The sequence below is a fragment of the Arthrobacter oryzae genome, from assembly GCF_031454875.1.
Classification (GTDB): Bacteria; Actinomycetota; Actinomycetes; order Actinomycetales; family Micrococcaceae; genus Arthrobacter; species Arthrobacter oryzae_D.
Genome location: NZ_JAVDRQ010000002.1, coordinates 441,320 through 465,857, shown reverse-complemented (window position 1 = coordinate 465,857; position 24,538 = coordinate 441,320). Strand labels below are relative to the sequence as shown.

The 24,538-nt window shown below is 66.3% G+C and carries 20 protein-coding genes; 7 read left to right on the top strand and 13 right to left on the bottom strand.

The window, feature by feature from the left end:
- Nucleotides 1-158 precede the first annotated feature (158 nt).
- On the top strand, nt 159-689 hold the full coding sequence (locus tag J2805_RS05430) for a hypothetical protein (RefSeq protein WP_309970311.1): 531 nt from the start codon (nt 159-161) through the stop codon (nt 687-689).
- An 11-nt stretch (nt 690-700) separates the two neighbouring features.
- A complete protein-coding gene (locus tag J2805_RS05425) occupies nt 701-1,213 on the top strand; it encodes a hypothetical protein (protein ID WP_309970309.1) in 513 nt (170 codons plus the stop codon).
- A 23-nt stretch (nt 1,214-1,236) separates the two neighbouring features.
- Here the strand turns inward: J2805_RS05425 and J2805_RS05420 are convergent, their stop codons facing one another.
- The 4 genes from J2805_RS05420 to J2805_RS05405 all read right to left on the bottom strand — a co-directional run bounded on the left by J2805_RS05420 (nt 1,237) and on the right by J2805_RS05405 (nt 9,311).
- On the bottom strand, nt 1,237-3,096 hold the full coding sequence (locus tag J2805_RS05420; protein WP_309970307.1) for an ABC transporter ATP-binding protein: 1,860 nt from the start codon (nt 3,094-3,096) through the stop codon (nt 1,237-1,239).
- Between the two features lie 235 nt (nt 3,097-3,331).
- The gene (guaB, locus tag J2805_RS05415; RefSeq protein ID WP_309970305.1) at nt 3,332-4,843 is read right to left on the bottom strand and encodes an IMP dehydrogenase; all 1,512 of its coding nucleotides are present in this window, start codon (nt 4,841-4,843) and stop codon (nt 3,332-3,334) included.
- 323 nt (nt 4,844-5,166) lie between these two features.
- The gene (locus tag J2805_RS05410; RefSeq protein WP_309970302.1) at nt 5,167-7,239 is read right to left on the bottom strand and encodes an acyltransferase family protein; all 2,073 of its coding nucleotides are present in this window, start codon (nt 7,237-7,239) and stop codon (nt 5,167-5,169) included.
- Nucleotides 7,236-9,311: an acyltransferase family protein gene (locus J2805_RS05405; protein ID WP_309970299.1), complete on the bottom strand. Its 2,076-nt coding sequence runs from the start codon at nt 9,309-9,311 to the stop codon at nt 7,236-7,238. Before J2805_RS05405 ends, J2805_RS05410 begins: the two co-directional genes overlap by 4 nt.
- A gap of 211 nt (nt 9,312-9,522) precedes the next feature.
- On the opposite strand from J2805_RS05405, the gene J2805_RS05400 reads away from it, so the two are divergent.
- Complete coding sequence (locus J2805_RS05400) at nt 9,523-10,491, top strand: DUF389 domain-containing protein (protein WP_309970295.1); 969 nt, start codon at nt 9,523-9,525, stop codon at nt 10,489-10,491.
- On the opposite strand, the gene J2805_RS05395 is transcribed toward J2805_RS05400, so the two are convergent.
- The 4 genes from J2805_RS05395 to J2805_RS05380 form a co-directional block, all read right to left on the bottom strand.
- Complete coding sequence (locus J2805_RS05395) at nt 10,488-11,567, bottom strand: flavin-containing monooxygenase (RefSeq protein ID WP_309970292.1); 1,080 nt, start codon at nt 11,565-11,567, stop codon at nt 10,488-10,490. The two genes, J2805_RS05400 and J2805_RS05395, sit on opposite strands and share 4 nt — an antisense overlap.
- Nucleotides 11,564-11,911 carry a hypothetical protein gene (locus J2805_RS05390; protein ID WP_309970289.1) on the bottom strand — a complete coding sequence of 116 codons (348 nt, stop codon included), beginning with the start codon at nt 11,909-11,911 and terminating at the stop codon, nt 11,564-11,566. The genes J2805_RS05395 and J2805_RS05390 overlap by 4 nt, the downstream gene beginning before the upstream one ends.
- A gap of 108 nt (nt 11,912-12,019) precedes the next feature.
- Nucleotides 12,020-13,657 (bottom strand): response regulator transcription factor, encoded by a 1,638-nt coding sequence (locus tag J2805_RS05385; RefSeq protein ID WP_309970286.1) that lies wholly within the window; start codon nt 13,655-13,657, stop codon nt 12,020-12,022.
- Nucleotides 13,658-13,758: 101 nt separating this feature from the next.
- Nucleotides 13,759-15,282 (bottom strand): ATP-dependent DNA ligase, encoded by a 1,524-nt coding sequence (locus J2805_RS05380; RefSeq protein WP_309970604.1) that lies wholly within the window; start codon nt 15,280-15,282, stop codon nt 13,759-13,761.
- Between the two features lie 88 nt (nt 15,283-15,370).
- Between J2805_RS05380 and J2805_RS05375 the strand changes: the two genes are divergently transcribed.
- Together J2805_RS05375 and J2805_RS05370 are read left to right on the top strand one after the other, a co-directional pair.
- Nucleotides 15,371-15,973 (top strand): dihydrofolate reductase family protein, encoded by a 603-nt coding sequence (locus J2805_RS05375; protein ID WP_309970282.1) that lies wholly within the window; start codon nt 15,371-15,373, stop codon nt 15,971-15,973.
- On the top strand, nt 15,973-16,572 hold the full coding sequence (locus J2805_RS05370; RefSeq protein ID WP_309970279.1) for a dihydrofolate reductase family protein: 600 nt from the start codon (nt 15,973-15,975) through the stop codon (nt 16,570-16,572). Before J2805_RS05375 ends, J2805_RS05370 begins: the two co-directional genes overlap by 1 nt.
- Before the next feature lie 104 nt (nt 16,573-16,676).
- Here J2805_RS05370 and groL read toward each other — a convergent pair whose 3' ends face one another.
- The 3 genes from groL to J2805_RS05355 form a co-directional block, all read right to left on the bottom strand.
- Nucleotides 16,677-18,287, bottom strand: coding sequence for a chaperonin GroEL (gene groL, locus J2805_RS05365; RefSeq protein ID WP_309970276.1), 1,611 nt, complete (start codon nt 18,285-18,287; stop codon nt 16,677-16,679).
- A gap of 78 nt (nt 18,288-18,365) precedes the next feature.
- Nucleotides 18,366-18,659, bottom strand: a complete 294-nt coding sequence (gene groES, locus J2805_RS05360; protein WP_003805290.1) for a co-chaperone GroES — start codon at nt 18,657-18,659, stop codon at nt 18,366-18,368.
- A 207-nt stretch (nt 18,660-18,866) separates the two neighbouring features.
- Nucleotides 18,867-19,265 (bottom strand): hypothetical protein, encoded by a 399-nt coding sequence (locus J2805_RS05355; RefSeq protein ID WP_309970272.1) that lies wholly within the window; start codon nt 19,263-19,265, stop codon nt 18,867-18,869.
- Nucleotides 19,266-19,320: 55 nt separating this feature from the next.
- Here J2805_RS05355 and J2805_RS05350 point away from each other — a divergent pair, with 55 nt between their 5' ends.
- Nucleotides 19,321-20,565 carry a class I SAM-dependent methyltransferase gene (locus J2805_RS05350; RefSeq protein WP_309970269.1) on the top strand — a complete coding sequence of 415 codons (1,245 nt, stop codon included), beginning with the start codon at nt 19,321-19,323 and terminating at the stop codon, nt 20,563-20,565.
- An 11-nt stretch (nt 20,566-20,576) separates the two neighbouring features.
- Here J2805_RS05350 and J2805_RS05345 read toward each other — a convergent pair whose 3' ends face one another.
- A complete protein-coding gene (locus J2805_RS05345; RefSeq protein ID WP_309970266.1) occupies nt 20,577-21,407 on the bottom strand; it encodes a shikimate 5-dehydrogenase in 831 nt (276 codons plus the stop codon).
- A gap of 126 nt (nt 21,408-21,533) precedes the next feature.
- Nucleotides 21,534-22,964, bottom strand: a complete 1,431-nt coding sequence (locus tag J2805_RS05340) for a glycoside hydrolase family 3 N-terminal domain-containing protein (RefSeq protein WP_309970601.1) — start codon at nt 22,962-22,964, stop codon at nt 21,534-21,536.
- Between the two features lie 414 nt (nt 22,965-23,378).
- Here J2805_RS05340 and J2805_RS05335 point away from each other — a divergent pair, with 414 nt between their 5' ends.
- Nucleotides 23,379-24,530 (top strand): glutamate--cysteine ligase, encoded by a 1,152-nt coding sequence (locus tag J2805_RS05335; RefSeq protein WP_309970263.1) that lies wholly within the window; start codon nt 23,379-23,381, stop codon nt 24,528-24,530.
- Nucleotides 24,531-24,538: the final 8 nt, after the last annotated feature.

Below are 24,538 nucleotides of genomic sequence, written 5' to 3'. Positions count from 1 at the left end.
AGGGTGCGCGGCCGGCGGTTTCTTGCCTGCCGTCTCCCGCCCTACGCCTCGGCGCCCACGAGGGGACTAGTCCCCATCGCGGGGTCCGGCGTGGATGGAATAGGTTGAAATGAAGAACCGCGGGCAGGCGATGCGGGCACGAATAGTTTGGGGAACTCATGGCGCGCACTCCTGTCAGCACCATCACGACGGCCACGGATCCGCGCGCGCCGGCGTTTGGTTTCGCCCAGCGCCGATCCTGGGTCTTCTGGGCATGGTGGTACCCGGCCGTGCTTGCTATGGCCGGAGCCGTGAACGCCGGACTCGCCACCGTCATTGGACGAAGTGCGGAAACTGGCATCGTCATGGCGATCCTTGGCGGGGTATTGGCGACCCTGGGCTGGGTCGTCACCCTCGGGCCGCGGTTCACCCGTAAGCTGCCAAGGCCCGCCTCGGACATCCCCAGGGTGGAGCAGGGAATCCGGATCACCCCAGGCATGATCCGGACCGTGCTCATCGCCGGAGCCCTGGGTATCGGCGCCCTGGTGCTGCTAACGCCAATGGGCGGCTCGCTGGAGGCGGTCCCCCTGGTCGGAATGCTCGCGGCGGTCCTGCTGGGCGCGGCCGCGGGCTTGGCCCACACCGGATGGCTTATGAAGAACAGCACTGAACTTTACTCCCGCTGGGTGAACCGACGGGACAACCCATGAAGGACGCATTGATGACACCGGTTGCTGCTCAGCCATCCACTTTCCAGGAACTCGCCTTGGGACACGCACACCGCCGCAACCGCGTGTTTTGTTTTTGGTGGATTGGCATGGTCTTCGCGATTCCGGGATTGGCGTATGCCATTGCAGCGGCGGCCACCGGGCAGTCCCCCGAAACCGGCCTTATGACAGCGGCCCTGGGCCTCGTCTTTTCCGGCGTCGGCTGGTTGCTGACCATTGGCCCGAGGTTCACGCGGAAGCCGCCGCGGCCGGCAACGGACTTTGCCCGCACGGACTGGGAAATTGGGATAGCACCCGGAGTTGCCGCCGGAGCCCCGATTACGATGCTGGCGATTCTGGTCGCATTAGTGACCCTCACGCCTAAAGGCACATCGCCGGAAGTCCTGCCGATCCTGTCGGCCCTCGCGGTCTTTCCCGTCCCGATATCCGCAGGCCTGCTCTATTCGCGCCGGCACCTGCTGACCCGGCGCGAGGAACTGTACGCCCGCTGGCTGGCCCGCCGTTAGCCCCGCCCAACACTCGCCCTGAGTCAGATCCCCTCCGCTTCGTCCACAGAGAGCTGCGATTCGAACATCCGGAAGTACCGGCCCCGGAGGGCCACGAGTTCGCGGTGGGTGCCCTGTTCCACGATCCGGCCGTCCTCCAGCATGTAGACGATGTCCGCCTTCTCGATCGTTGCGAGCCGGTGGCTGATGGCGATGATGGTGCTGCTGCGGTCGGCAAAGAGCCTGGTGAAGATCCGGTGTTCGGCCAGGGCGTCGATGGCCGACGTCGGCTCGTCCATGACCATGAAGGTGGCGTTCCGGTAGAAGTTACGGGCCATCGCGAGCCGCTGCCACTGGCCGCCGCTGAGTCCGCTGCCCTTCCGGCCCCGCGGATCTTCCATCCAGTTGCTGACGTGGTTGTCGAGGCCGTTGGGCAGCTTGTTGATGAACTCGAGGGCCTCGGCGTCGGACGCTGACCGCCGGATCCGCTCATCGTCCCGCGGCGAATCGACGTCGCCAAAAAGAATGTTTTCCGCAGCCGTGGCGAATTCGTACTTGAGGAATTCCTGGCTCAGCACCGCCAGATGGCGGTGCCAGGACTTGACGTCGACGGCGGCGAGGTCGACGCCGTCGAGCATCACCTGCCCGGAATCGGGCCGGTAGAGCCCCGCGAGAATTCGGATCAGCGTGGACTTCCCGGCGCCGTTCTCCCCCACGATGGCGATGTGCTGGCCCTCGCGGATGGTCATGGTGATGCCGCGGATCACCTCGATGTCGCTGCCGGTATACGTAAAACGGATATCCCGCAGCTCCACAGTCTTGGGAGCCTGCAGCAGCGGCGGCGAATGCTCCGAGTGAACCGGCATGGCCATAAATAGCTCGTAGTCCTTGAGGTTCGCCAAGTCCTCGTCGATGGAGCTGAGCGAAGAGACCAGGTTGTTGGCCGTGGACAGTGCCCTGCTGACGATCTGCTGGACGTAGAGGAACTGCCCCACCGGCTGGGCGCGGGCAATGATCTGGCCCACCACCCAGATCAGCGAAACAACCTCGGCCCCGTACTGCAGGGCGTCCGCCGCGAGCTGCTTGGGGATATAGCGCTTTTGGAAATCCAGACGTCTTTTCTCATCGGCGTCCCGGAGCCGGGAGCGCAGCCCCATGAGATGCCCGACTATCCCGTACAGGCGCATCTCGGCAATGTGCTGGGGCCGCAGCAGGTTGGTCTCGATCATCCGCCGCTGGCGGCGGGAATCGACCTGCGTGTTCCAGTGGGCGATCTGTTCCCGGGACAGCTTGAACTGCAGGTACACGCTGGGGACGATGGCCACCAGCACAATCACCGCAATCCACCAGCTCACCAGCAGGAGCGCTCCGACAGCCAGGATCACCGAAACGAGTTGCGTGAAGATTGCGGCAATCCGGTCCAGGACGCGGGCGTAGGAATCGGAGAACCGCTTGGCGCGGTCATAGAGGTCAACGGTCTCTTTGTCGTCGTACCGCCAGAACTCGAGCGCCAGGAACCGCTCGTACATCTGGTCGCCGACTATCGCCCCCACCTTGAAGCTCATGAGCTGCTGGATGTAGCGGTCCACACTGCTGAAAGCACCCCAGAACAGGCCCAGGGCCGCGGTGATGATCACGTAGACGATGGCCTGCTGGCCCGCAGCGGCATCACCAGAATAAGCGGCGGCCAAGGCGGTGGTGGTCAGCGCAGCAAAGTAGGTGGTGACCAGGGGCAGCAATGCCGAGATCAGCGAGCCGACCACCTTCATCACAACGGCCGCCGGCGAGGCCCGGAAGCTGACCCGCAGCACCTGCGCCACTGCCCGGGCGTAGGGCCTGACGGCGAGTTTTCCCTTGGGATCCCGCTTGGGGCTCAGTTCGGCGGGATGGCGTGGTTCGGGCATGATTACAGCCTAGTTCCGCGCACAGACACAAAAGAGGCCGCGGGAAGGTTCCCGCGGCCTCTTGGGTGGGCTGGGCCGCCGGCAGGGTTCCCTGGCCGAGCTTGCGAGGCGAGGGTGCCGGTTGGGCCCACGCCGGCAGGGTTCCCTGGCCGAGCTTGCGAGGCGAGGGTGCCGGTTGGGCCCACGCCGGCAGGGTTCCCTGGCCGAGCTTGCGAGGCGAGGGTGCCGGTGGGGATTAGCGTGAACCGTAGTTCGGTGCCTCCACCGTCATCTGGATGTCGTGCGGGTGCGATTCCTTGAGGCCGGCCGGCGTGATGCGGACGAACTTGCCGCGCGCCTTCAGCTCAGCCACGGTCGGGGCGCCGGTGTAGAACATGGTCTGGCGGAGGCCGCCCACCAGCTGGTAGGCCACGGATGCCAGCGGGCCGCGGTAGGCCACCCGGCCCTCAATGCCTTCCGGGATCAGCTTGTCGTCGCCGGACACGTCAGCCTGGAAGTAGCGGTCCTTGGAGTAGGACGTGTTCTTGCCGCGGGTCTGCATGGCTCCGAGCGATCCCATGCCGCGGTAGCTCTTGAACTGCTTGCCGTTGACGAAGATGAGTTCGCCGGGTGATTCGTCACAGCCGGCCAGCAGGGAACCGAGCATCACGGTGTCGGCGCCCGCAACCAGCGCCTTGCCGATGTCGCCCGAGTACTGGAGGCCGCCGTCGGCAATCAGCGGAACGCCGGCCGGGATGGCCGCCTTCGCGGACTCGTAGATAGCGGTGATCTGCGGAACGCCCACACCGGCAACAACGCGTGTGGTGCAGATGGAACCGGGGCCTACGCCCACCTTGATGCCGTCGGCACCGGCGTCGATCAGCGCCTGCGCACCTTCGCGGGTAGCGGCCTGGCCGCCGATGATGTCAACGTGCGCCGCCACGGGATCGGACTTCAGCCGGCGGATCATGTCCAGCACGCCCTGGGAGTGCCCGTTGGCGGTGTCCACGAACAGGGCGTCCACACCGGCGTCGATAAGGGCCATGGCGCGTTCCCAGCCGTCACCGAAGAAACCGATGGCGGCACCGACGCGCAGGCGGCCTTCGTCGTCCTTCGTGGCCAGCGGGTACTGCTCGGCCTTGGTGAAGTCCTTGGTGGTGATGAGGCCCTTGAGCCGGCCCTGCTCGTCCACGAGGGGAAGTTTTTCGATCTTGTTGGTGGCCAGCTTGTGCGAGGCTTCCTCGCGGCTGATGCCCACGTGCCCGGTGACCAGGGGCATCTTGGTCATGACATCACTGACCAGGCGGATCGGGAAATCCGCTTCCGGCACGAAACGGGTGTCGCGGTTGGTCACGATGCCCAGCAGCCTCATGCCCTCGTCCACGACGGGCAGGCCGGAGACACGATACTGCGAGCAGATCTCGTCGAGCTCTGCCAGGGTCGCTTCCGGCCCGATGGTCAGCGGGTTGGTGATCATCCCGGACTCGCTGCGCTTCACGCGGTCCACCTGATCGGCCTGGTCCTGGATGGACAGGTTGCGGTGAACCACGCCCAAGCCGCCCTGGCGGGCCATGGCGATGGCCATCCGGGACTCCGTGACGGTGTCCATGGCCGCGGACAGCAGCGGGGTCTGGACGGAAATGCGCTTGGAAATACGCGAGGACGTGTCTGCCTCTGACGGGATGACGTCAGTGTGCCCGGGCAGGAGCAGGACGTCATCGTAGGTCAGGCCGATGAAGCCGAACGGGTTGTGTTCGGGCTGGGTCATGAGTGCGCCTCTTACCTTAATTTCTGGGGTTCACGGGTAGGGGTTGCAGCTGATGACCAGCCCGTCATTACGGGACTGGCCTGTGCAGAATGTGGTGCGGGGGATGCTGCGTTCGTGCGGAAGTATTGAATAAATTCTAGAACCTCGGCGGCGATCCCCATATTCCGCGGCGGTAATGTGAGGAACCGCACCCTCCCCACCCGCTCCCCAGCCTCGCAAGCTCAGCCAGGGAACCCTGCGGGCGTGGCCCCACCACCCGCTCCCCAGCCTCGCAAGCTCGGCCAGGGAACCTTGCGGGCGTGGCCCCAGTATTCGCGGAGGGCTCAGGTCCAGCCAGTGGCGGCCAGCAGCCGCTGCTCGAACATGGGGATCATGCTCTGCACGTACGTCTTGGTCAGATGGTTGTCATCCTTATAGACGTAAACATTGCCCACAACGGCCGGACATATGCCGTCTGCGCAGATGAAATCGCTGAGATCCATCAGGTGAAGGCCATCCACCTTGCCGCGGTACTCATCCAGCGGTGACGAGCCCGCGAGCGACTCACTGAGCGGCGGGTTGCACTCCTCCGCGGCGGCGCCCCTCTTTTGCACGCACTCCGGCATGTTGAAACCGAAGCGCGGGTTGTCCCGGACTCCCACCACGTCCATTCCGGCGTCCGTGAACGGCTTGATGCCGTCAAGGTAACCCGGCACTTCCGTTTCGAACGGCGCCTCGACGTGCGTCAGCGAGGCAACCGTGAACACCGCGTCCGGCTTGTGCTCGAGCACATATTCGGTGCTGGCCCTGTTGAAGGCATTGCACTCCGCGTCCCGCTCGGCTGAGTCAGCGCCGAAGCGGCAGCTGCCTTTCAGGAGCGTGACCACTTCCCAGCCGTGCTCCTTGGCGATCGGGCCCAGCGCGGCCATGTACTGCTGCGCGTGCGAGTCGCCGAGCACCACGATCCGCTTGGTGACAACTTCCGGTTTGCTGTTCTGCAGGCAGCCGGACAGCAGCGGGTCGCTGGGCACGTTGCCGTCGGTGCACAGTCCGTCGATATCGGCCCACTCATCCTTCATGGCGGCCGGTGCCGGAATGATCTTCGCCTCCGGTGTCGGCTTCCCCGCGTTTTCCGGCGTCAGGGCGGCGGCACCGGGAGTCAGTTCCCTGGGCTGCGCCGCGGCGGCGGCTTCGTCCGCAGTGAGTTTCGTCTGCCAAAGGGACACCGGCCCCGCGAGCAGCGCTCCGCAGGCCACAATCACGACGGCGTTCCGCCAGATCCGCCGTTGCGGCCAGTGCCATTCCCGCAAAGGCTTCTCCACGAAGCGGGTGGTGAGCACGGCCATGACCACGGACGCCGCCACGATGGCGAGGCCCTGGACAAGGTTGGGTGACACCACCCCGGTGCCGGCCAGGGCAAGCACCAGCAGCGGCCAGTGCCAGAGGTACAGCGCGTAGGAGTTGTCGCCGAGGGATACGAGCGGTTTCCAGCTCAGCAGGCGGTCGGCGCCGAAGCGGCTGCCGCTCTGTCCGGCAACAATGATCGCAGCGGCCGCCAACGTGGGCCACAGCGCCACGAAACCGGGAAAGGACCGGTCCACGGTCAGCAGCAGGCCGCAGGAGACCATGGCCGCCACGCCCGCCCAGCCCAGGATGACGCGGAGGATTTTCCCCGGTTTCAGGTAGGGCAGGGCCAGGGCCAGGAGGGAGCCCAGCGCGAATTCCCACAGCCGGGTCCGGGTATCAAAGTACGCGTAGGCCTGGTTTGTGGCGGTCTGGTCAATGGAGTAGGCCAGCGATACGGCAAAGATCGCCCCGAAGGCGAGGGCCAGGAGCAGCCGGTAGCTGCCGGCCCGCTGGCGGAGGACTCTGCGGCGGAGGACCCTGTGCAGGACCGCCACTCCCGCGAACACGAGGGGCCACAGAATGAAGACCTGCCCCTGGATGGACAGCGACCAGAAATGCTGCAGCGGGCTCGCACCCGAGTGGTCCTGGGCGTAATAGTCAACGGCCGAGTCCGCGAGCAACCAGTTCTGCCGGTAGAGCAGGGAAGCCCAGGCCTGGTCCAGGACGTCCGGCCAGCGGCTTTGCGGCAGGATGGCCCACGTGCCGACGAGGACTCCCAGGATCACCACGACGGCGGCCGGCAACAGCCGCTTGAAAAGGTGCAGCCAGTGGCTGACGAGCTTGAGCGGCCTGCCGTTTTCCACCTTGCGGATGAACGAGAGGGTGAGCAGGAACGCGGAGATGAGCAGGAAGATGTCCACACCGCCCGACACCCGGCCCAGCCAGACGTGGTACGTGACCACCATCAGCACGGCGAGGGCGCGAAGGCCCTGGACCTCCGGGCGGTACCCCTTCCTGGTTTCCTTGCCGCCGTTTGCTTTGTTGGATTCGCTGAGTGTTTGCGCCGTCATTGTTCCTTCCAGCCGGTTGCCGCCAACAGCCGCTCCCCGAATGCGGGAGACATGCTGGCAACATACGTGCGGCTGAGGTGATTGTTGTCCAGGTAGACAAAGGTGTTTCCAACGACTCCCGGGCAGTAGGTGCCGTCACAGATCAGGTCGGTCATGTCCATGAAGGCCATGCCGCGGACTTTCCCTTCGAGAGCTGCGAAGGGACTCTCGCTCGCCAGCAGGTCGGCTTGGGCCGGCCGGCAATCAGGGCTGTCCTTGCCTTTCGTCACCACGCAGTCGGCCATGTTGAAGTTAAAACGTGGATTGTCCCGGATGGCAATCACGTCGATGCCTTGGCCCGTCCAGGCTGTGGCAAGTTCTTCGAGCCCGGGGATGAGGACTTCCGCCGGGGATGAGGGTGCGGCTGCGGTACCGACGAGCATGATGGCATCCGGCGGGTTCCTGGCAATCTGCTCCCGTACCGCATCGTTGTAGCTGGCGCAGTCCGGGTTCGCTGCCCGGAGCTCGTCCGTCGACGGCTGAACCTGGCATCCGCCCTTGAGCATGGCGTAGACGGTCCAGCCTTTTTGCTCCCCGACGCCCGCAATGGCTGCGAGCCATTGCTGCGCGTGCGAATCACCCAGCACCAGCACGGATTTCGTCGAGCCATCGGATTCCCGGCTCTGGCTGCAGGTGTTCCGGACCGCATCGTCAGCCGGCTCCAGTTCGCCGGTGCAGGGTCCGGACAGGGTTGCCCAGTCCACGGGCAGCTGCTCCGCGGCCGGCAGTATCGCGGCGTCGCGGTCACTCTGGTCAACAAATCCGGGAAGCAATGCCTGCGCGCCGGGGTTGTTTCGCTGCGCAGCGGCCTTTGCCGCTTCAGCCGCGAGGTGCTGCTGCAGCTGGATTCCGGTCAGGGGGACCACAACGGTGAGCAGGCAGGCGGCCACGGAAACAACGGCACGACGGCGGTTGACCTCGGGCCATTTCCACTCACGCCAGGGCTTCTCGATGAACCGGGTGGTGAGGTACGCCAGTCCCAGCGACACGACGATGATGACGGTCCCCGAGAGCGGTCCGGCGTGGTCGCGTCCGGTTGCTGCGAGGGAAATGACCAGGACGGGCCAATGCCACAGGTACAGGGCGTAGGAATTGTCCCCGAGCCGGACCAGCGGACCGGCACTCAGGATCCTGTCCACTCCGAAGCGGCTTCCGGTTTGTCCCGCCGCGATCACGCTGGCCGCCGCGAGCGTCGGCCACAGCGCCGCCACGCCAGGAAAGGCCGCCTGGACGTTGAGCAGGATGCCGCAACTGAGCATGGCCAGAATGCCCAGCCAGCCGAGGACGATGCGTCCCGTCCGGGGAATGCGGAGACCGGGCAGGATAAGCGCCACGAGGGTTCCGAGCGCGAATTCCCACAAGCGGGCGCCGGTATCGAAGTACGCCTGTGCCTGGTTGGTGATGGTGAAGACGATCGAGTAGACGAGTGACACCAGGAAGGCGGCGGCGAAGATGTAGCAGAGGAGGATCCGGTAATGCAGCCGGAACCGCTTGGCGAGTAATGCGGCACCGGCGAACGCCAGCGGCCAAAGAATGAAGACCTGGCCCTGGATGGACAGGGACCAGAAGTGCTGGAACGGACTGGCCAGGCTGTGGTCGGTCGCGTAGTAGTCCACCGCACGAGCCTGGAGCAACGCGTTTTCATAGTAGAAAAGGGACGCCCAGGCCTGGTCCACGATGTCCAGCCAGCGGGTGCGGGGCAAAAGGATGTAGCTTGCGGCCAGGGTCGCGACGATGGCCGTCACGGCTGCCGGCAAAAGGCGCCGGAAAAGGTGCAGCCAGTGCTTGAGCAATGCCATGGGCCGGTTCTGCTCGTACTTGCCTACGAACTGCAGCGTCATGAGGAAAGCCGAGATGAGCAGGAACACATCAACCCCGCCGGATACCCTCCCGAACCACACGTGGTAGCCGACCACCATCAGCACGGCCAGGGAACGCAGGCCCTGGATTTCGGGCCGGAACTTTGATTTCCGGCTCGACTCAACACCGACGCCATTACGGCGCGGCGAGGCCAGGGCTCTCGCTACAGACATAGAAAAACCCCTCAAGCGGATAGACAAAGCATCCATGTTACCGAATCGTAATTTTCATCGCCAATCGCCGAGCAGGCGAAGGAGCCCCGCATCCCATTAAGTCACTGCAAGCTGGGAGTATCCAGAGGAGTGCTCCGGGCCCCCGGCCGGGTCCGGAAACTAGGCTGGTGGCGAGGCCGGACGGGCCGGCAAACACTGAGGAGTGGCCAACGTGATCGTTCAGGTGCGGATCTGCATACCCGCGGAGCTCTCGGAGCTTGTGGTGGAAAGCTGCACGCAGCAGACCGGGGCAGCGGAAGTGGCTGTCCACAAAGGGGCCTCCATCCAGCCGCCCGGCGATGTGGTGGTGGTCCACGTCGCCAGGGAATCGGTGGAGGAGCTGCTGGAAAAGCTGCATGTCCTGAAGGTGCAGGAGCTGGGTTCCATTTCCATCTCCATGCCGCAGCTGATGCTTTCCCGGCGTGCCGAGCAGGCCGAAGCCGCAGCACCCGGCGACGGTGCCGATGCGATGATCTGGGACGAGGTGACCCGCCAGACCGGCGAGGATGCGCGCCTCACCTGGAGCTATTTGGCGTTCCTGGTACTCGCGACCCAGTTGGCCGCCATAGGCATCGTCACGAATTCAACCATCGCCATTGTCGGGGCCATGGCGGTGGGGCCGGAGTTCGGGCCGCTCGCCGCCCTGGCTGTTGCGCTGGCCCAGCGCAAATGGAAGCTGGGACGCAGCGCCGCACTGGCGCTAGGCATCGGCTTCCCTGTCGCCATGCTCCTGGCTGCCCTGGCAGCCTGGCTTTCAGTGCCGCTGGGGCTCTTTCCGGCCAACGCCCTCGACACCGGGTCCGCCGTCGAGTTCATTTACCACCCCGGCCCCTACTCGCTGATCGTTGCAGTCCTGGCCGGCGCCGCCGGGATGCTCTCCATGATCAGTCGCCGCTCAGCCGCCCTCGTGGGAGTCTTCATCTCCGTGACCACCGTTCCGGCTGCAGGCTTCGTGGCGGTTGCACTGGTCCTGGGCGAATACCAAAAGGCGGCAGGATCGGCGATTCAGCTGCTGCTGAACCTCGTGGGAATTGTGGCTGCGGCACTGGCCGTACTGATTTTCTACCGAGTGATCACCCGACGGTTGCCGGAGAACATGGCCCGCCGGCTCAGGAACCAGGCGCTGCGTGCCCAAGGCTAGCGCGCCGCGGGGATCCTCCCGGCCAGGTATCGGGCGTCCCGGCAGGCCCCGGGGAGGGTGGCCGATGCCGCGGCGTACTGGAATTCCTGGCCCAGGAAGAACAGCCCCGGCGTTCCCGCCGCAACGCCGCGCTGCTGCGGCGGCAGCGCCCCGCCGTCGAGCATTGCCGGATCAATCCAGCCGAAATCATCCCTGAACCCCGTGCACCAGATCACGTTGGACACTTCCAGCCGGGTTCCATCGGCCAGGACCGGCATCCCGTCCCGCACCCCGGCGACCCGCGGCACGAGGTTCACGCCGGCGTCCGCGAGGTCCTTGGATTTGGTCCGGATCAGGGGTGTGGCGGTGGCATGGAAGAAGGGCGCGGCTTTGCGTCCAACCGGGTTGCCGAGCGTGAGGACGTGCAGGCCCAGGAAGCGCACCACGGGCAGGAAGTAGCGTGCTGCATTCCGGCCGTGCCTGACCGGAAGCTCGCCGCCGGGCTTTCCCGCCACAGTGGTGGGATGGGTCCGGCTGACTTCGAGGCCAATCTCCGCGCCGGAGTTCCCGAGCCCCACCACCAGGACCGGGCCGGGCTGCAGCTGGTCCGGGTTGAGGTAGTCGCAGGAGTGCAATTGGACGACGGCGGGATCCAGCTCCGCGGCGAACGCAGGCGTTTTTGGTGCCTGGGAGCAGCCGGTGGCGACGACGACGTTGCGCGCCTCCCAGCGCTGGCCGTTGGCGGCGGCGATGAATCGGTCCGCTTCCCGCCACAGCCGCTCGACCCGGACACCGTTCAGGACGGGCAGGTCAAAGCGGGCCGCGTACCCCTCAAGGTAGCCAGCGACGTCGTCCTTCGTGGGGAAGGACAGCGGATCCGCAGGGAACGGCACCCCCGGCAGCCCGTCATACTTGGCCGGCGTAAACACCCGGAGCGAATCCCACCGCCGGCGCCACGCGTCGCCGGTGCGTGGGCTCGCGTCCAGGATGAGGAACTTCCGTTGCTGCTCCTTCAGGTAGTGGCCGATGGCCAGGCCCGACTGCCCGCCGCCGATGACCAGCGTGTCCAGCATGCCTGTTGAATGGTTGGCGTTCATGACTGCGCTCCTTGATGACGTGTGGTGATATCCATGGCTGAACTTTCCTGCCGGCCGGCCTGCATGCTGCCCGTTCCGTCCTGTCCGGCTTCCCGATAGCGCAGCCACCAGGCCAGCATCAGCGCGGACGCGAAGACGTAGGCGAGGTGGAGGGCCCAGATGGGGCCGGCCGGGAGGTTGAAGACGTACAGGGAATGCACAATGTTGGCCACGTTGCTCAGGACCAGGTTGCCCAGGCTGTAGGAGGCGAGGTCCCGTGTCCGTGCTGCCTTGATCAGCATCGGCAGCATTCCCGCGGCGAACAGCACCGTCGAAAGAGTGCCGGCAAGGACTGGAAGGTTCATGTTTTGAGGCTACGGGCGGGGGCCCATGGCCCGCGTCGGCCAAATTATGCAATTCTGCAGCAGACGCCGATGGGTAATTTTGTGCAGTCCCCTGGGTTTTGCGGAGGGTCATCCGGCGAGCCCGTGCTCGAAGGCGTACCTGGTGGCCGCCGCCCGTGAAGACAGCCCCAGCTTCAGGAAGATGTTGCTGATGTGCCGGGCCACGGTTTTTTCGCTGAGATACAGCTCTGCGGCGATGGCACGGTTTCCCTGGCCCGAGGCCACGAGCCGCAGCACTTCGGTTTCCCGCGGGGACAGCGGTCCCTTGGCGCCGCTGTTTCCTTCGCGCATCAGGGCGGCGGCCGCCCAGGCGGCAGCAGGCGCTGCGCCCAGTTCCAGTAATTCCGCCTGCGCCGCTTCAAAGTCCATCAGGGCCGACGTTTCATCGCCGAGTGCGCGGCACGCGGAGCCGATCAGCACGCGGCAGCGGGCCGCCTCATAGGGAACGCCGAGTTCAAGCCACAACCGCCATGCCTCCCGCAAGGGGTGCGTGGCTGCCGCGGCATCGCCGGTTGCAAGATGGAGAGCGCCCGCCGCCTGGCCGGCATAGGCACGGAGCATGGAGGTAGGGCATTCGCGGGCCAGGGCTTCCAGCTCCTGAACGCCTCGGCGCGCGGCTTCCGGATCGGAGGCAGCCAGTTCGATCTCCACCAGTGCCGGCAGCATGTTCCGGCGGGTAGCGAGGTCGGCCGCGTCAGCCGCCCGCCGGATCATCACTTGGGCCTGCTGCGGATTTCCCCGGGCCAGCCAAAGGAGTGCCAGGCCCGGCTGCGGCTCGTAGCCGGTCCGGGCTGCCTGCCGGTAGGAGGTTTCGGCGTCGTCCAGTTTTCCACTCAGCCGCTCCACCTCGCCCTGCTGGTAGTAGGCGCCGTAAAGTGCCTGGGGGTCTCCCTTGACGGAGAGTCCCTGCGCTGCCCCGGCTGCCGTCAGCGCCTCGTCCCACGCGCCATGGAGAATAAAGAGTTCGGCGCGGTGTGCCTGGCACTGGCCGCTGAAGGACACCATGTCAGGGCGTGCACTGCACCAGCGGTCCAGGGCCGCCGTCCATTCCAGTGCCCTCTCCAGGTCGAAGGCCAGGTGGCAGTTGCCGATGACTGCGCAATAGATAATCCCCGACGGAATCGCCGAGAGCTCACCGGCGGTCACCGCGACCATCACCTCGTCGAACATCCTGAGCCCTTGGTCAGGGTGGCCAAGCATCAGGGTGGCCTGTCCCGTGCCGAGGAGGCCAAGTGCAGACAGGTCCTTGTCGTGGAAACGCTGGCCGAATTCAGCCACGCGGGAGAAAGCCTGCAGGGCGCCCGCCGGATCACCGCCGTAGAGTTTGCCCAGGCCCTCCGGGAGGAGCAGCAGGCCCTGCACGGCGCCAGGCTCGGCCATTTCATCCACGAGCCGCTGGCCGCGGGCAAACCAGCCTCTGGCCCGGGCCTGTTCCCCGAAGAACATCAGTTGCATGCCCAACCAGCCCGCGCAGCGTGCGGCGCTTTCGACGTCGCCCATCACCAGGTACTCCTCGTGGGCGCGGGTCAGGGTGTCCAGCCCCGTGGTGCCGGCGCCGGTCAGGATCTCGGCAGTAGCCAGCCGTTCGAGGTCGGCAGCCGGCAACCCGCCGCGCTCATCTGCGTCGTGGAAGCGCTCATGGGCTTCGGTCCAGCGATGCTCCTGAAATGCCGACCTGCCCCGGTCGATGTCCGTCTCAGCTGACATGCTGGCCTCCTGATACCACCCGCCCAGCCGGTTAAGCGCCACGGTACGCCCGCCGGAGAACCGGCACAAGCGGAACACAGTTGCCTTCCGGCGCGCATCCGCTACGAACGCAGCAGCGCGCGAAGCGTCTGGATGGTGTCTGCCTCTGCCGCCGTCTTGTCCTCGCGGTAGCGCTTGACGCGTGCGAACCGAAGGGCAATGCCGCCGGGATAGCGCGGGGAGTTCTGCACGCCGTCGATCGCTATTTCGACGACGGTGACGGGCTGCAGCCAGACCGTCCCCGCAGTGCGCCGCACCTCGAGTTCCTGGAACCTCCCGGTCTGCCACTGCAGCATCGCGTCGGTGAGGCCCTTGAAGGTCTTGCCCACCATCACATAGCCGCCGGGTTCGCCGAACTCACCGGCGGGGTCGAGGGCTCCAAGGTGCAGGTTCGACAGCAGCCCGGTGCGCCGTCCTGACCCCCACTCGCAGGCAAGCACCACCAAGTCGTAGGTGAGCACCGGTTTCACCTTGACCCAGTTGGAACCGCGCCGGCCGGCCGCGTAGGCCGATCCGACCGCCTTGACCAGCACTCCCTCGTGCCCCGCGTCGAGCGCATCCCGCGACACTCTTTCAGCCACTTCGGGATCCGCCGTGATCTCCCCCGGGATCCGGTGCCCCGGGGCGATTCGTTCCAGCATGCCGATGCGCGTGGACAGCGGCTCGTCGAGGAGATCCCGGCCGTCAAGGTGCAGCACGTCGAAGAACCATGGATGCAGCACGGTAGTGCGTGCCGCGTCCGCCCCGAAGCGGGACATGGTTTCCTGGAAGGGCCGCGGGCCGCCGTCCTCATCGAGGGCCAGAGTCTCGCCGTCGAGGATCACATCGTGCACCGGAAAGCTGCGCACTACTTCCACCACCTCGGGCAGCCGGTGGGTCACTTCTGCAAGCGTGCGGGTAAAAATGCGTACGTCGTCGCCGGCGCGGTGCACCTGGATGCGCGCGCCGTCGAGCTTGTATTCCACGGACGCCTCCCCCGTGATCTCCAGCGCCGCGCTGGTACTTGCCGCGGTTGACGCCAGCATGGGCTGCACGGGACGGCCGACGACGAGGCCCACGGCGTCAAGCTCTGCGGCCGTGCCCGTGATGGCCAGCTGCGCGGTTCCGCCGAGGTCGCCGGAGAGCATCGCGGCGCGGCGCACGGCGTCGACGGGCCGATCGGCGGCGCGGGCGATGGCATCCGTCAGCACCCCCTCCAGCGCACCGGTTCGCAGTTCGCCGAGCAGCACACCGGAGATGAAGGCCTGTTCGCGCTCAGTGGCGGCGGCAGTGAGCAGCTTGAGAGCCGCGGCGCGCTGGGCAGCGGATCCGGCGCCTGCGGTGCCGAGCAGCCGGTCCAATGCGGCGTCGAGGTCAGCGACCGTAAGGCTCGGCTCGGCGGCCGGCTCTCCCATGGCTGCCGCCATACCGCGCCAGCCGACCCCCACTCTGCCCTGCCGCGGCCTGGCGATGAGCAGGCCGACGGCCGTTGCGATGTCTGCGGGCTCGAGCCGGCGCAGCAGGCCGGCCAGTGCCTCGACCTTCGCGAGCCGTGAGCGGGTGGACGCGACGGCATCCGTGGTCCTCACGAGCTCCTCGAGCAGCATGGGTCCAGTCTGCCACGCCTGCCGGCGCCGAACAGGGATCCGGCCGCCGGCGCTGGACAGTGCCGGAACCCGGTTCCAGAATGAACGCATGGGAATCATCGTCGCGAACCTGTTCATCACCCTCGACGGCGTCTACCAGGGGCCCGGCGGCCGCGAAGAGGACACTGAGGGTGGCTTCGCTTTCGGGGGCTGGCAGGCGCCGGTATCCGACAACGAGGCTGAGGCGGCCATCGAGTCCGAGATCAGCAACATCGATGCCCTGCTGCTCGGCCGCAAGACCTACGACATCTTCGCTGCATACTGGCCCCACCAGTCCGACGACATCGGCGGCACGCTCAACCGGGTGCCGAAGTTCGTGGTCTCCAGCAGCCTGACTGATCCCGGTTGGGCCGGCACTACGGTGCTGCCGGATGCCGCCTCCGCAGGACGGCTTCGCGAGGAGTACGGTCAGGTGCACATGTTCGGCAGCGGTGTCCTTATTCGCTCACTGCTGGCGGAGGATGTGATCGACCGCCTCCACTTCTGGCTCTATCCGGTCACCCTGGGCCAGGGCAAACGCCTGTTCGACGCCGGCACGATCCCGGCCACGTTCCGTCTCGCCGAGCCGGCGCGCACCTTCCCGAAGGGAGCGGTGTCGCTGGTCTACGAGCGTGCGGGCGATGTGGAAACGCAGGAAATGGGGGCCACGTAATGGGCAAGGTCATCGCAGCCATCACCACGTCGGTTGACGGCTTCATCACCGGCCCCGAGGACGGGCCCGATTACGGCCTGGGTAAGGGCGGAGAGCGCCTGCACTACTGGGTGATGGGTGGCCCCTGGACCTACGACGGCGGACACCACTTCGCGATGAACGGCCCCGACAAGGATTTCTACGACGAGCTCGAAGCGGGCATGGGTGCCGGCATCGTGGGCCGCGGCATGTATGACGCCGCAGGGGCGTGGGGAGGGACCAACCCGTTCGCCGGCCCGCTGTTCGTACTCACACACCGCCTACAGGACCAGCCGGCGGCAGCGTCCGGTTTTACCTTCGTGTCCGGACTCGACGAAGCCCTGGTGCAGGCAACCGGGGTAGCCGGAGGCAAGGACGTGTCAATCGGCGGCGGCGCGGATGTGATCCGGCAGGCGCTGGCCGCCGGCCGGGTGGACGAACTGGTGCTGTCGACGGCACCGGTGATCCTGGGCTCCGGCAAGCGCCTTTTCGACGGCTTCGATCATGACGTCGACCTCGAAATCGTCAAGACAGTCAGCTCGACGTTGGCCACGCACGTGCGCTACGCGGTCAAAAGGTAGGCGACGCCCCGCACCCCCGGGACGCAAAGAACCGGCCCAGCAAAGCTGGACCGGTTCTTTATGACTACAGGCTGGTGGGCCCACGCCGTCGGAGACGGTGGGGACTAGTGCTTGTGGCCGGCGTGCTCGTCCTCTTCGGCCGGCTTTTCGACAACGAGGGTCTCGGTGGTGAGAACCAGCGCTGCGATGGAAGCGGCGTTGCGGAGGGCTGCGCGCGTCACCTTGACGGGGTCAATGACACCGGCGGCGATGAGGTCTTCGTAATCGCCGGTCTTGGCGTTGAAGCCATGGTGGATGGCGGATTCCGCGACCTTGGCAGCGACGACATAGCCGTCGAAGCCGGCGTTCTGGGCGATCCAGCGAACAGGCTGGACCAGAGCGCGGCGCACGATGCCCACAGCTGCTGCTGCGTCACCTTCCAGCGCGGTGACGGTGGGGTCCTCGTCCAGTGCCTTCAGGGCGTGGATGAGGGCGGAACCGCCACCGGCAACGATGCCTTCTTCGAGGGCAGCGCGGGTGGAGGACACAGCGTCCTCGATGCGGTGCTTCTTTTCCTTGAGCTCAACCTCGGTGGCTGCGCCGACCTTGATCACGCCGATGCCGCCGGCCAGCTTGGCCAGGCGCTCCTGCAGCTTTTCCTTGTCCCAGTCGGAGTCGGTGCGGGTCAGCTCGGCGCGCAGCTGGGCAACCCGTGCTGCAACGTCCTCGGCAGATCCGGCGCCGTCAACGATGGTGGTGTTGTCCTTGGTGACCGTGATACGGCGGGCCGTACCCAGGACCTCAAGGCCAACGGAATCCAGGCTGAGGCCCAGTTCCGGGGAGACAACCTGCGCACCGGTGAGGGTGGCGATGTCCTGCAGCATTGCCTTCCGGCGGTCACCGAAGCCCGGAGCCTTGACGGCAACCACGTTCAGGGTGCCGCGGATGCGGTTGACGATCAGCGTGGACAGGGCCTCGCCGTCGACGTCTTCGGCAATGATGAACAGCGGCTTGGAGCTCTGCAGCGCCTTTTCCAGCAGCGGCAGGAAATCCTGCACCGAGGAGATCTTGCCCTGGTTGATCAGGATGAGGGCGTCCTCAAGGACGGCTTCCTGGCGTTCCGCGTCAGTGACGAAGTACGGGGACAGGTAGCCCTTGTCGAACTGCATGCCCTCGGTGAGGACCAGTTCGGTCTGCGTGGTGGAGGACTCCTCGATGGTGATCACACCATCCTTGCCGACCTTGCCGAAAGCCTCGGCCAGGAGCTCGCCGATCTCGTCGCTCTGTGCCGAAATGGCGGCGACGTTGGCAACCTGGGTGCCTTCGACCGGGCGGGCGTTCTCGAGCAGGCGGGCTGCGACGGCTTCCACGGAAACCTCGATGCCGCGCTTGATCTGGCCCGGAGCGGCGCCAGCCGCTACGTTGCGAAGGCCTTCCTTGACCAGGGCCTGCGCCAGGACGGTGGCGGTGGTGGTGCCGTCGCCGGCAACATCGTTGGTCTTGGTAGCGACTTCCTTGGCCAGCTGGGCGCCAAGGTTTTCGTACGGGTCATCCAGTTCGACTTCACGGGCGATGGTCACGCCGTCGTTCGTGATGGTGGGAGCGCCCCACTTCTTGTCCAGCACGACGTTGCGGCCGCGCGGACCAAGCGTCACCTTGACCGTGTTGGCGAGCTTGTCGATGCCGGCTTCAAGCGACCGGCGGGCAGCGTCGTTAAACGCAAGCTGCTTTGCCATGGTTTTGTCCTTTCAAGACAGAAACCCCGCGCCGCTGACCAGCAAAAGAGCGTGACCAGCGGCGCGGGGATCCAAGAGTTACTTTACAACGATCGCCAGAACGTCGCGGGCGGACAGCACGAGGTACTCGGTGCCGCCGGTCTTGACTTCGGTTCCGCCGTACTTGGAGTAGATAACAACGTCGCCGACGGCGACGTCGACCGGCACGCGGTTGCCGTCTTCGAAGCGGCCGGGGCCGACTGCAACAACTTCGCCTTCCTGCGGCTTCTCCTGCGCGGAGTCCGGGATGACCAGGCCGGAAGCCGTGGTCTGCTCGGCTTCGAGCGGGCGGACAACAATACGATCCTCAAGAGGCTTAATAGAGACCGACACTCGGACCTCTCCTTCTTCGTCAGCAAATTCATGGACTGGAAAACTGTTGCGCCTGAGCATGCAAACCGTCGTCGCGGTGCCGGCAGCAGCGTGGCTGGCAGTTCTCCATGTGTTAGCACCCTCCTAGGGAGAGTGCTAATGATGACTCTATGTAAGTGGTTAGCACTCGGTCAAGGCGAGTGCCAGAATTTCGTCGGCGGTGAACACTTAGCGCCCGGCCAGGTCCTCAAAGTCGACGTCGTCGCCGTCGTCCGTGCCGTCGTCTCCCGTAACGTTGCGGTTCCGGTAAAGCACGACGGCGGCAGCGAGAGCCGTAACCACCGAGGCAATCAGGAACACCAGTCCGCCCGTGCGGACGGCAGCGTACGACTCGCGGATTTGCTGCGCCTCGTCGGTGGCGTCCTGGATGTTCTTGCCGCCCACCGAATACACGGTTGCGTTGAAGGAGTCCAGGAAGAAGATGATCACGAGGAGTGCCAGGCACACCACGGCGATGGCGGAACCGGCGATCAGCGCCGGCCTGGCGTACTTCGCAAGGCCCGTGGGTTGGTGGTGGTCATTGCCCTGGTCATCGATCGGTGGCTGCGGCCCTGCACTGTCTTCCATGCTTCCCACACTATCCGCACCGTACGTGTCCGCCGCCTCGATTAGGCTGGATGACATGGCTGACGCACCGCAGGACCTGATCGCCCCGCTCCTGACCACCGAAGGCTGGGAACTGCTGGCGTCGCTGGGACCCTATCGGGAGGACGACGCGTTCCGGCTCAACGAATCGCTCCGGAAGGCCGGCCACTCCCCCGCCCTGGTTTCAGCGGTACTCACCCAGTCCAGGCTGCGGACCAAGGCTGAAGCCAAGTTCGGCGAATTTGCCCGACAGATGATCTTCACCCAGGCGGGTCTGGAACAGGCCACGCGACTCAACGTCGCGGCCCGGCACGCGGAACGGTTCGCGACCGCCGGAATTGAACATGTGGCGGATCTCGGCTGCGGGCTGGGCGCAGACTCCATGGCTTTGGCATCCATGGACATCAAAGTCACCGCCGTGGAAATGGATGAGACCACGGCCGCCTGCGCCACCATGAACCTGATTCCCTTCCCCCACGCCAGCGTGGTTCACTCCGATGCCACGTCCGTTCCGCTCGACGGCGTGGACGGCGTCTGGCTGGACCCGGCCCGCCGCACCACCTCGACCTCCGGGACGCGGCGGATCTGGGACCCGGAGGAATTCTCCCCGCCGCTGTCCTTCGTGGAAACCCTCGCCGGTTCCGGACGGGCCGTGGGCGTGAAGATGGGACCGGGCATGCCGCACGAGTCCGTCCCCGCCGGATGCGAGGCGCAATGGGTCTCCGTGGGCGGCGACGTCACCGAAGTGACGCTGTGGTTCAACGCGGTCAGCCGGCCGGGCATCCGGCGGGCGGCCCTGCTCCTCGGGCCGCAAGGCGCCGCGGAGATCACCAGTGCGGAAGAGTTCGACGCCGGCCCCGTGGCCCCCGTGGGGCCGGTGGAGGGCTATCTGTACGAGCCGGACGGCGCCGTCATCCGGGCCGGCCTCGTGGCGGATGTCGCGGCACGGATCGACGGCCACCTCGTGGACGAACACATCGCCTACATCTGCGCGCCCGGGCTCGTGGATACACCGTTCGCCAGGGCCTACAGGGTCCTGGAGGTCATGCCGTTCAACGTCAAGGCCCTCAAGGCCTGGGTCAAGCAGCACAACATCGGTGTGCTGGACATCAAGAAGCGGGGCACCGCGGTCACACCGGAGGAACTCCGCAAGCAGCTCCTTGGCGCAGGCAAAAATGCCGGCAAGGGGGCCAAGGGCAAGAAAACAGCCACCCTGGTCCTCACCAGGATCGGTGAGGACCGGGTGGCCATTTCGGTGGACCCGGTGCAGCCCCGCGTGTAGCGGCTTCCCTATTACTGGGCCCGCATGAACTCTTCCGCGGCCCGGACCTGCTCGTCGGTGGGCCGGACGCCCGTGTACAGCACAAACTGCTCCAAGGCCTGAATGGTGGCTACTTCGGCCCCGGTGATGACCGTCTTGCCCGCGGCCCGGCCCGCCTTGATGAGGGGCGTCTCGGCGGGCAGCGCGACGACGTCGAACACCACCTGCGCGACGTCCACCGCCTCCGGCGGGAAGGACAGCGAGTCTGCCTCCGCTCCGCCCGCCATGCCGACGGGCGTAACGTTGATGATCATGTCCGCGGTACCCCCGGCGTCCGCCGCGGGAAGTTCCGGGCTCCACTTGAACCCGTAAAGGTCCGCGAGCGGCCTACCGGACGACTCGTTCCGGGCAATGATGGTGACGTCCCGGAATCCTGCGTCGCGGAGGGCGGCGGCGGTGGCTTTGGCCATGCCCCCGGATCCCTTCAGCAGCACAGAGTAGTGGGTGGGGACGGCGTTGCGCTGCAGCAGCTGCTCGATCGCCGTGTAGTCGGTGTTGTAGGCGGTGAGCCGGCCGCCGTCGTTCACGATCGTGTTGACTGAATCGATCGCTTTGGCCGAGGGGTCCATGACGTCAACCAGCTCGATGACGTCTTCCTTGTAGGGCATGGACACGGCGCAGCCCCTGATCCCCAGGCCCCGGACGCCGGCGATGGCCTGGGCCAGGTCCGTCGGCGCGAAGGCCTTGTAGATCCAGTTCAGGCCCAGCTGCTCATACAGATGGTTGTGGAAACGGGTCCCGTTGTTGCTCGGCCGGGCCGAGAGGGAGATGCACAGGGTCATGTCTTTATTCAGAATTGGCACGGGTCCATTAAACGCTCCGCAGCCGCAGATCCCCGATAGGAACGGGGCAGGTCGCGGACTAAGACGGCCAGGACCCCCACTATGACGGTTACGCCGCGGGGAGGCGACGCAGCCGGGCAGCGGCGCTCAGCAACCACTGCCGGGGGCGAAAGGTCCGACGGCGACAGGCAGCTTTCCCGGGGCGGAGGCCTTTCCCGCCAGGACGGCAGCCAGGGCGTTGAAGGCTTCCTGGCTGCGTCCGTACAGCGCCACCTTTGCCGGTGCCGCCGAGCCTGCCAACGGCCACGGCGCATCAAGTGCCACCACCACGTCGCCCTTGGCCGGCGGCTCTTCATAGCCGATCAGCGTCACGAGGGGGCCGGCGCCAAGGGCAAGACCTGCCGCGCGGGCGGCCTGGGCAAAACGTGCCCGGTCCAGTTCACTGCCGCCGGCCACCCGGACGCTGCCGGGCACCATCGCGCCGCGGCATGGTCCGGCAAGGACTGTGACGGCCGACGCGGAAACACGCTGGGAGAGGGCGGAACCGCTACCGGGCGTGGCACCCTGCGGCGCTGAAGTCCGGGCACGCCACATCATCATGGTCACCACACGCTGCGCCGCCTCATCCAGGCGCGGCTGGGGCAGTGCGCCGGATTTGACGGCGCTGACCACTGCCGCGTGCGCCGCTGCCACGTCCCCGGGCATCAGCAGCAGGTCCGCGCCTGCGGCCAGCGCCAGCGGCGCGGCGGACTCCCCGGGGAACTGCTTCTGCACCGCGCCCATGTTGAGGGCATCGGTCACGGCAACGCCCTTGAAGCCCATGCCGCGCAGGGCAGCGTAGCTGGGCTTGGACAGCGACGCCGGGACGCCCGGTTCCAACGCGGGGACGGAAATGTGCCCCGTCATGATCAGGGGAAGGCCGGCATCGATGGCGGCCTGGAACGGTTTCCAGTCCCTCACCCGGAGCTGCTCCACGGTTGCCTTCTGCACGGGCAGGCTCTCATGCGAATCCACCGCCACGGAGCCATGCCCGGGAAAGTGCTTGACCGAGGGCAGGACCCCGGCTGACAGCATCCCTTGGGCAAAGCCGACACCAAGGCTTGCCGCCGCGTCCGGGTCGCCGGACATTGCCCTGGCCCCGATGGTGGGATCCTGCGGCCCGGCGGTGACATCGGTTGCGGGCGCGAAGTCCGCAGTAAATCCGAGCCCTGCCAGCTCTGAGGCCAACGCCTTGCCGGCCTCGTTTGCCAGCGGGACGCTGCCTGCGGCGCCGTAGCTCATGGGAGCCGGCCATTCCGTCAAAGGAGCGCGGAGCCTGGCCACCATACCGCCCTCCTGGTCCACGCCCATGATGGCCGGCCAGGTGCGCCCGTCCGCCTTGGCTGCCTTTTGCAGGCGGGCCAGCCCGGCCGCCATGGCGGCCGTGTCCACGGTGCCGTCAGCTGCCTGGGGCACGTTGTCGCCCATGATGATTGATCCCGCGAGGTGCAGCCGTTCCACGGTGGCCGCATGGGCAGCGAAATCAGTGCCGGCGAAGAAGGGCATCAGCACCTGCCCGGCTTTCTGTTCGACGCTCATTTTGGCGACGGCCGCGCGTGCTGAGTCTTCGTCCTTCTGCTGCGGGCCCCAGCCCAGTTGCCGCTCCCCCGGGGAGGGCGTGGAAAGTTTTGGCGTGGCCGGACGGCCTGAAACCCCGGGTCCGGAGGGGGTGGCGCTCCCTGAAGGCGTTGCCGATACGGTTCCCGGCGACGTTCCGGAACCGGATGGAGCGGGCCCACCGGTGCACGAGCTCGTGGCAAGCACTGCGACGGCCACCGCGAGCGTGGCTGCCGTTTTGGCCGCTGTTCCGGCCACTGTGTTCCTGTGGGCACTGTCACTGCGTCCCTGAGTCCAAGCCATCAACTCGATGCTACCCCTGCACTAGACTTGAACCACCCGTTGCCCGTCCGCAGGCGGCTTCGGCAGCGGACGGCGGAACAGTGAAGGGACCACATGAAGATTGATTTCGCTTCATCCAGGCAATCAACTCTTGGTGTGGAATGGGAGCTGGCCCTGGTCAACGCGCAGACCGGCGAACTGGCCTCGGTGGCCAATGAGGTGCTCCGCGGCGTTACGGCCAACCACCCCGAGCTCAACGAGGATGACGAACACCCCCACATCAAGCAGGAACTCCTGCTGAACACCGTGGAGCTCGTCACGGGGATCTGCGAAACCGTGGCCCAGGCCAAGGCCGACCTCAGCAGTTCGCTCGCCGCCGTCCGGGAAGTCACCGATCCCATGGGCGTTGAAGTTTTCTGCGCCGGCAGCCACCCCTTCAGCCCTCCCCAGCTGCAGCCGGTGACGGACAAAGCCCGGTACGCCAAGCTGATTGACCGCACCCAGTGGTGGGGCCGTCAGATGGTGATCTACGGCGTCCACGTCCACGTCGGCCTGGACAGCAAGGACAAGGTCCTGCCGGTGCTGGACGGCCTGGTGAACTACTTCCCGCACTTCCAGGCGCTGTCCGCGTCCAGCCCGTTCTGGGGCGGCGAGGACACCGGCTACGCGTCCCACCGAGCCCTGATGTTCCAGCAGCTGCCCACCGCCGGCCTGCCGTTCCAGTTCTCCACCTGGGCCGAGTACGAGTCCTACGTCGAGGACATGTACACCACCGGAGTGATCGACACCATCTCCGAGATCCGCTGGGACATCCGCCCGGTCCCCAACCTCGGCACCATCGAGATGCGCATCTGTGACGGTCTGGCCACCCTGGAGGAGGTCGGCGCGATCGCCGCGCTGACCCAGTGCCTGGTGGACGAATTCTCCACCACGCTGGACAACGGCGGCACCATTCCCACCATGCCGCCTTGGCACGTCCAGGAGAACAAATGGCGTGCCGCCAGGTACGGCCTGGACGCGATCATCATTCTCGACGCCCAAGGCAACGAGAAGCTGGTCACCGAACACCTGCTTGAAACCCTCAACCGGCTCGAACCCGTGGCCGCGAAACTCGGCTGCTCCGACGAGCTTGCCGACGTCGAAAAGATCATCAGCCGCGGCGCCGGCTACCAGCGGCAGCGCCGCGTGGCCGCAGAGCACGGCGGCAACCTCCAAACCGTGGTGCTGGATCTCGTCAGGCAGATGCGGAACGGCCCCACCGCCTGAGGCGACGC

What these genes read in the sequence shown, in the direction of transcription:
- J2805_RS05430 (WP_309970311.1), top strand. Translation starts at nt 159, where the DNA reads ATGGCGCGCACTCCTGTCAGCACCATCACGACGGCCACGGATCCGCGC.
- J2805_RS05425 (WP_309970309.1), top strand. Translation starts at nt 701, where the DNA reads ATGACACCGGTTGCTGCTCAGCCATCCACTTTCCAGGAACTCGCCTTG.
- J2805_RS05420 (WP_309970307.1), bottom strand. Translation starts at nt 3,096, where the DNA reads ATGCCCGAACCACGCCATCCCGCCGAACTGAGCCCCAAGCGGGATCCC.
- guaB (WP_309970305.1), bottom strand. Translation starts at nt 4,843, where the DNA reads ATGACCCAGCCCGAACACAACCCGTTCGGCTTCATCGGCCTGACCTAC.
- J2805_RS05410 (WP_309970302.1), bottom strand. Translation starts at nt 7,239, where the DNA reads ATGACGGCGCAAACACTCAGCGAATCCAACAAAGCAAACGGCGGCAAG.
- J2805_RS05405 (WP_309970299.1), bottom strand. Translation starts at nt 9,311, where the DNA reads ATGTCTGTAGCGAGAGCCCTGGCCTCGCCGCGCCGTAATGGCGTCGGT.
- J2805_RS05395 (WP_309970292.1), bottom strand. Translation starts at nt 11,567, where the DNA reads ATGAACGCCAACCATTCAACAGGCATGCTGGACACGCTGGTCATCGGC.
- J2805_RS05390 (WP_309970289.1), bottom strand. Translation starts at nt 11,911, where the DNA reads ATGAACCTTCCAGTCCTTGCCGGCACTCTTTCGACGGTGCTGTTCGCC.
- J2805_RS05385 (WP_309970286.1), bottom strand. Translation starts at nt 13,657, where the DNA reads ATGTCAGCTGAGACGGACATCGACCGGGGCAGGTCGGCATTTCAGGAG.
- J2805_RS05380 (WP_309970604.1), bottom strand. Translation starts at nt 15,282, where the DNA reads ATGCTGCTCGAGGAGCTCGTGAGGACCACGGATGCCGTCGCGTCCACC.
- J2805_RS05375 (WP_309970282.1), top strand. Translation starts at nt 15,371, where the DNA reads ATGGGAATCATCGTCGCGAACCTGTTCATCACCCTCGACGGCGTCTAC.
- J2805_RS05370 (WP_309970279.1), top strand. Translation starts at nt 15,973, where the DNA reads ATGGGCAAGGTCATCGCAGCCATCACCACGTCGGTTGACGGCTTCATC.
- groL (WP_309970276.1), bottom strand. Translation starts at nt 18,287, where the DNA reads ATGGCAAAGCAGCTTGCGTTTAACGACGCTGCCCGCCGGTCGCTTGAA.
- J2805_RS05355 (WP_309970272.1), bottom strand. Translation starts at nt 19,265, where the DNA reads ATGGAAGACAGTGCAGGGCCGCAGCCACCGATCGATGACCAGGGCAAT.
- J2805_RS05350 (WP_309970269.1), top strand. Translation starts at nt 19,321, where the DNA reads ATGGCTGACGCACCGCAGGACCTGATCGCCCCGCTCCTGACCACCGAA.
- J2805_RS05340 (WP_309970601.1), bottom strand. Translation starts at nt 22,964, where the DNA reads ATGAGCGTCGAACAGAAAGCCGGGCAGGTGCTGATGCCCTTCTTCGCC.
- J2805_RS05335 (WP_309970263.1), top strand. Translation starts at nt 23,379, where the DNA reads ATGAAGATTGATTTCGCTTCATCCAGGCAATCAACTCTTGGTGTGGAA.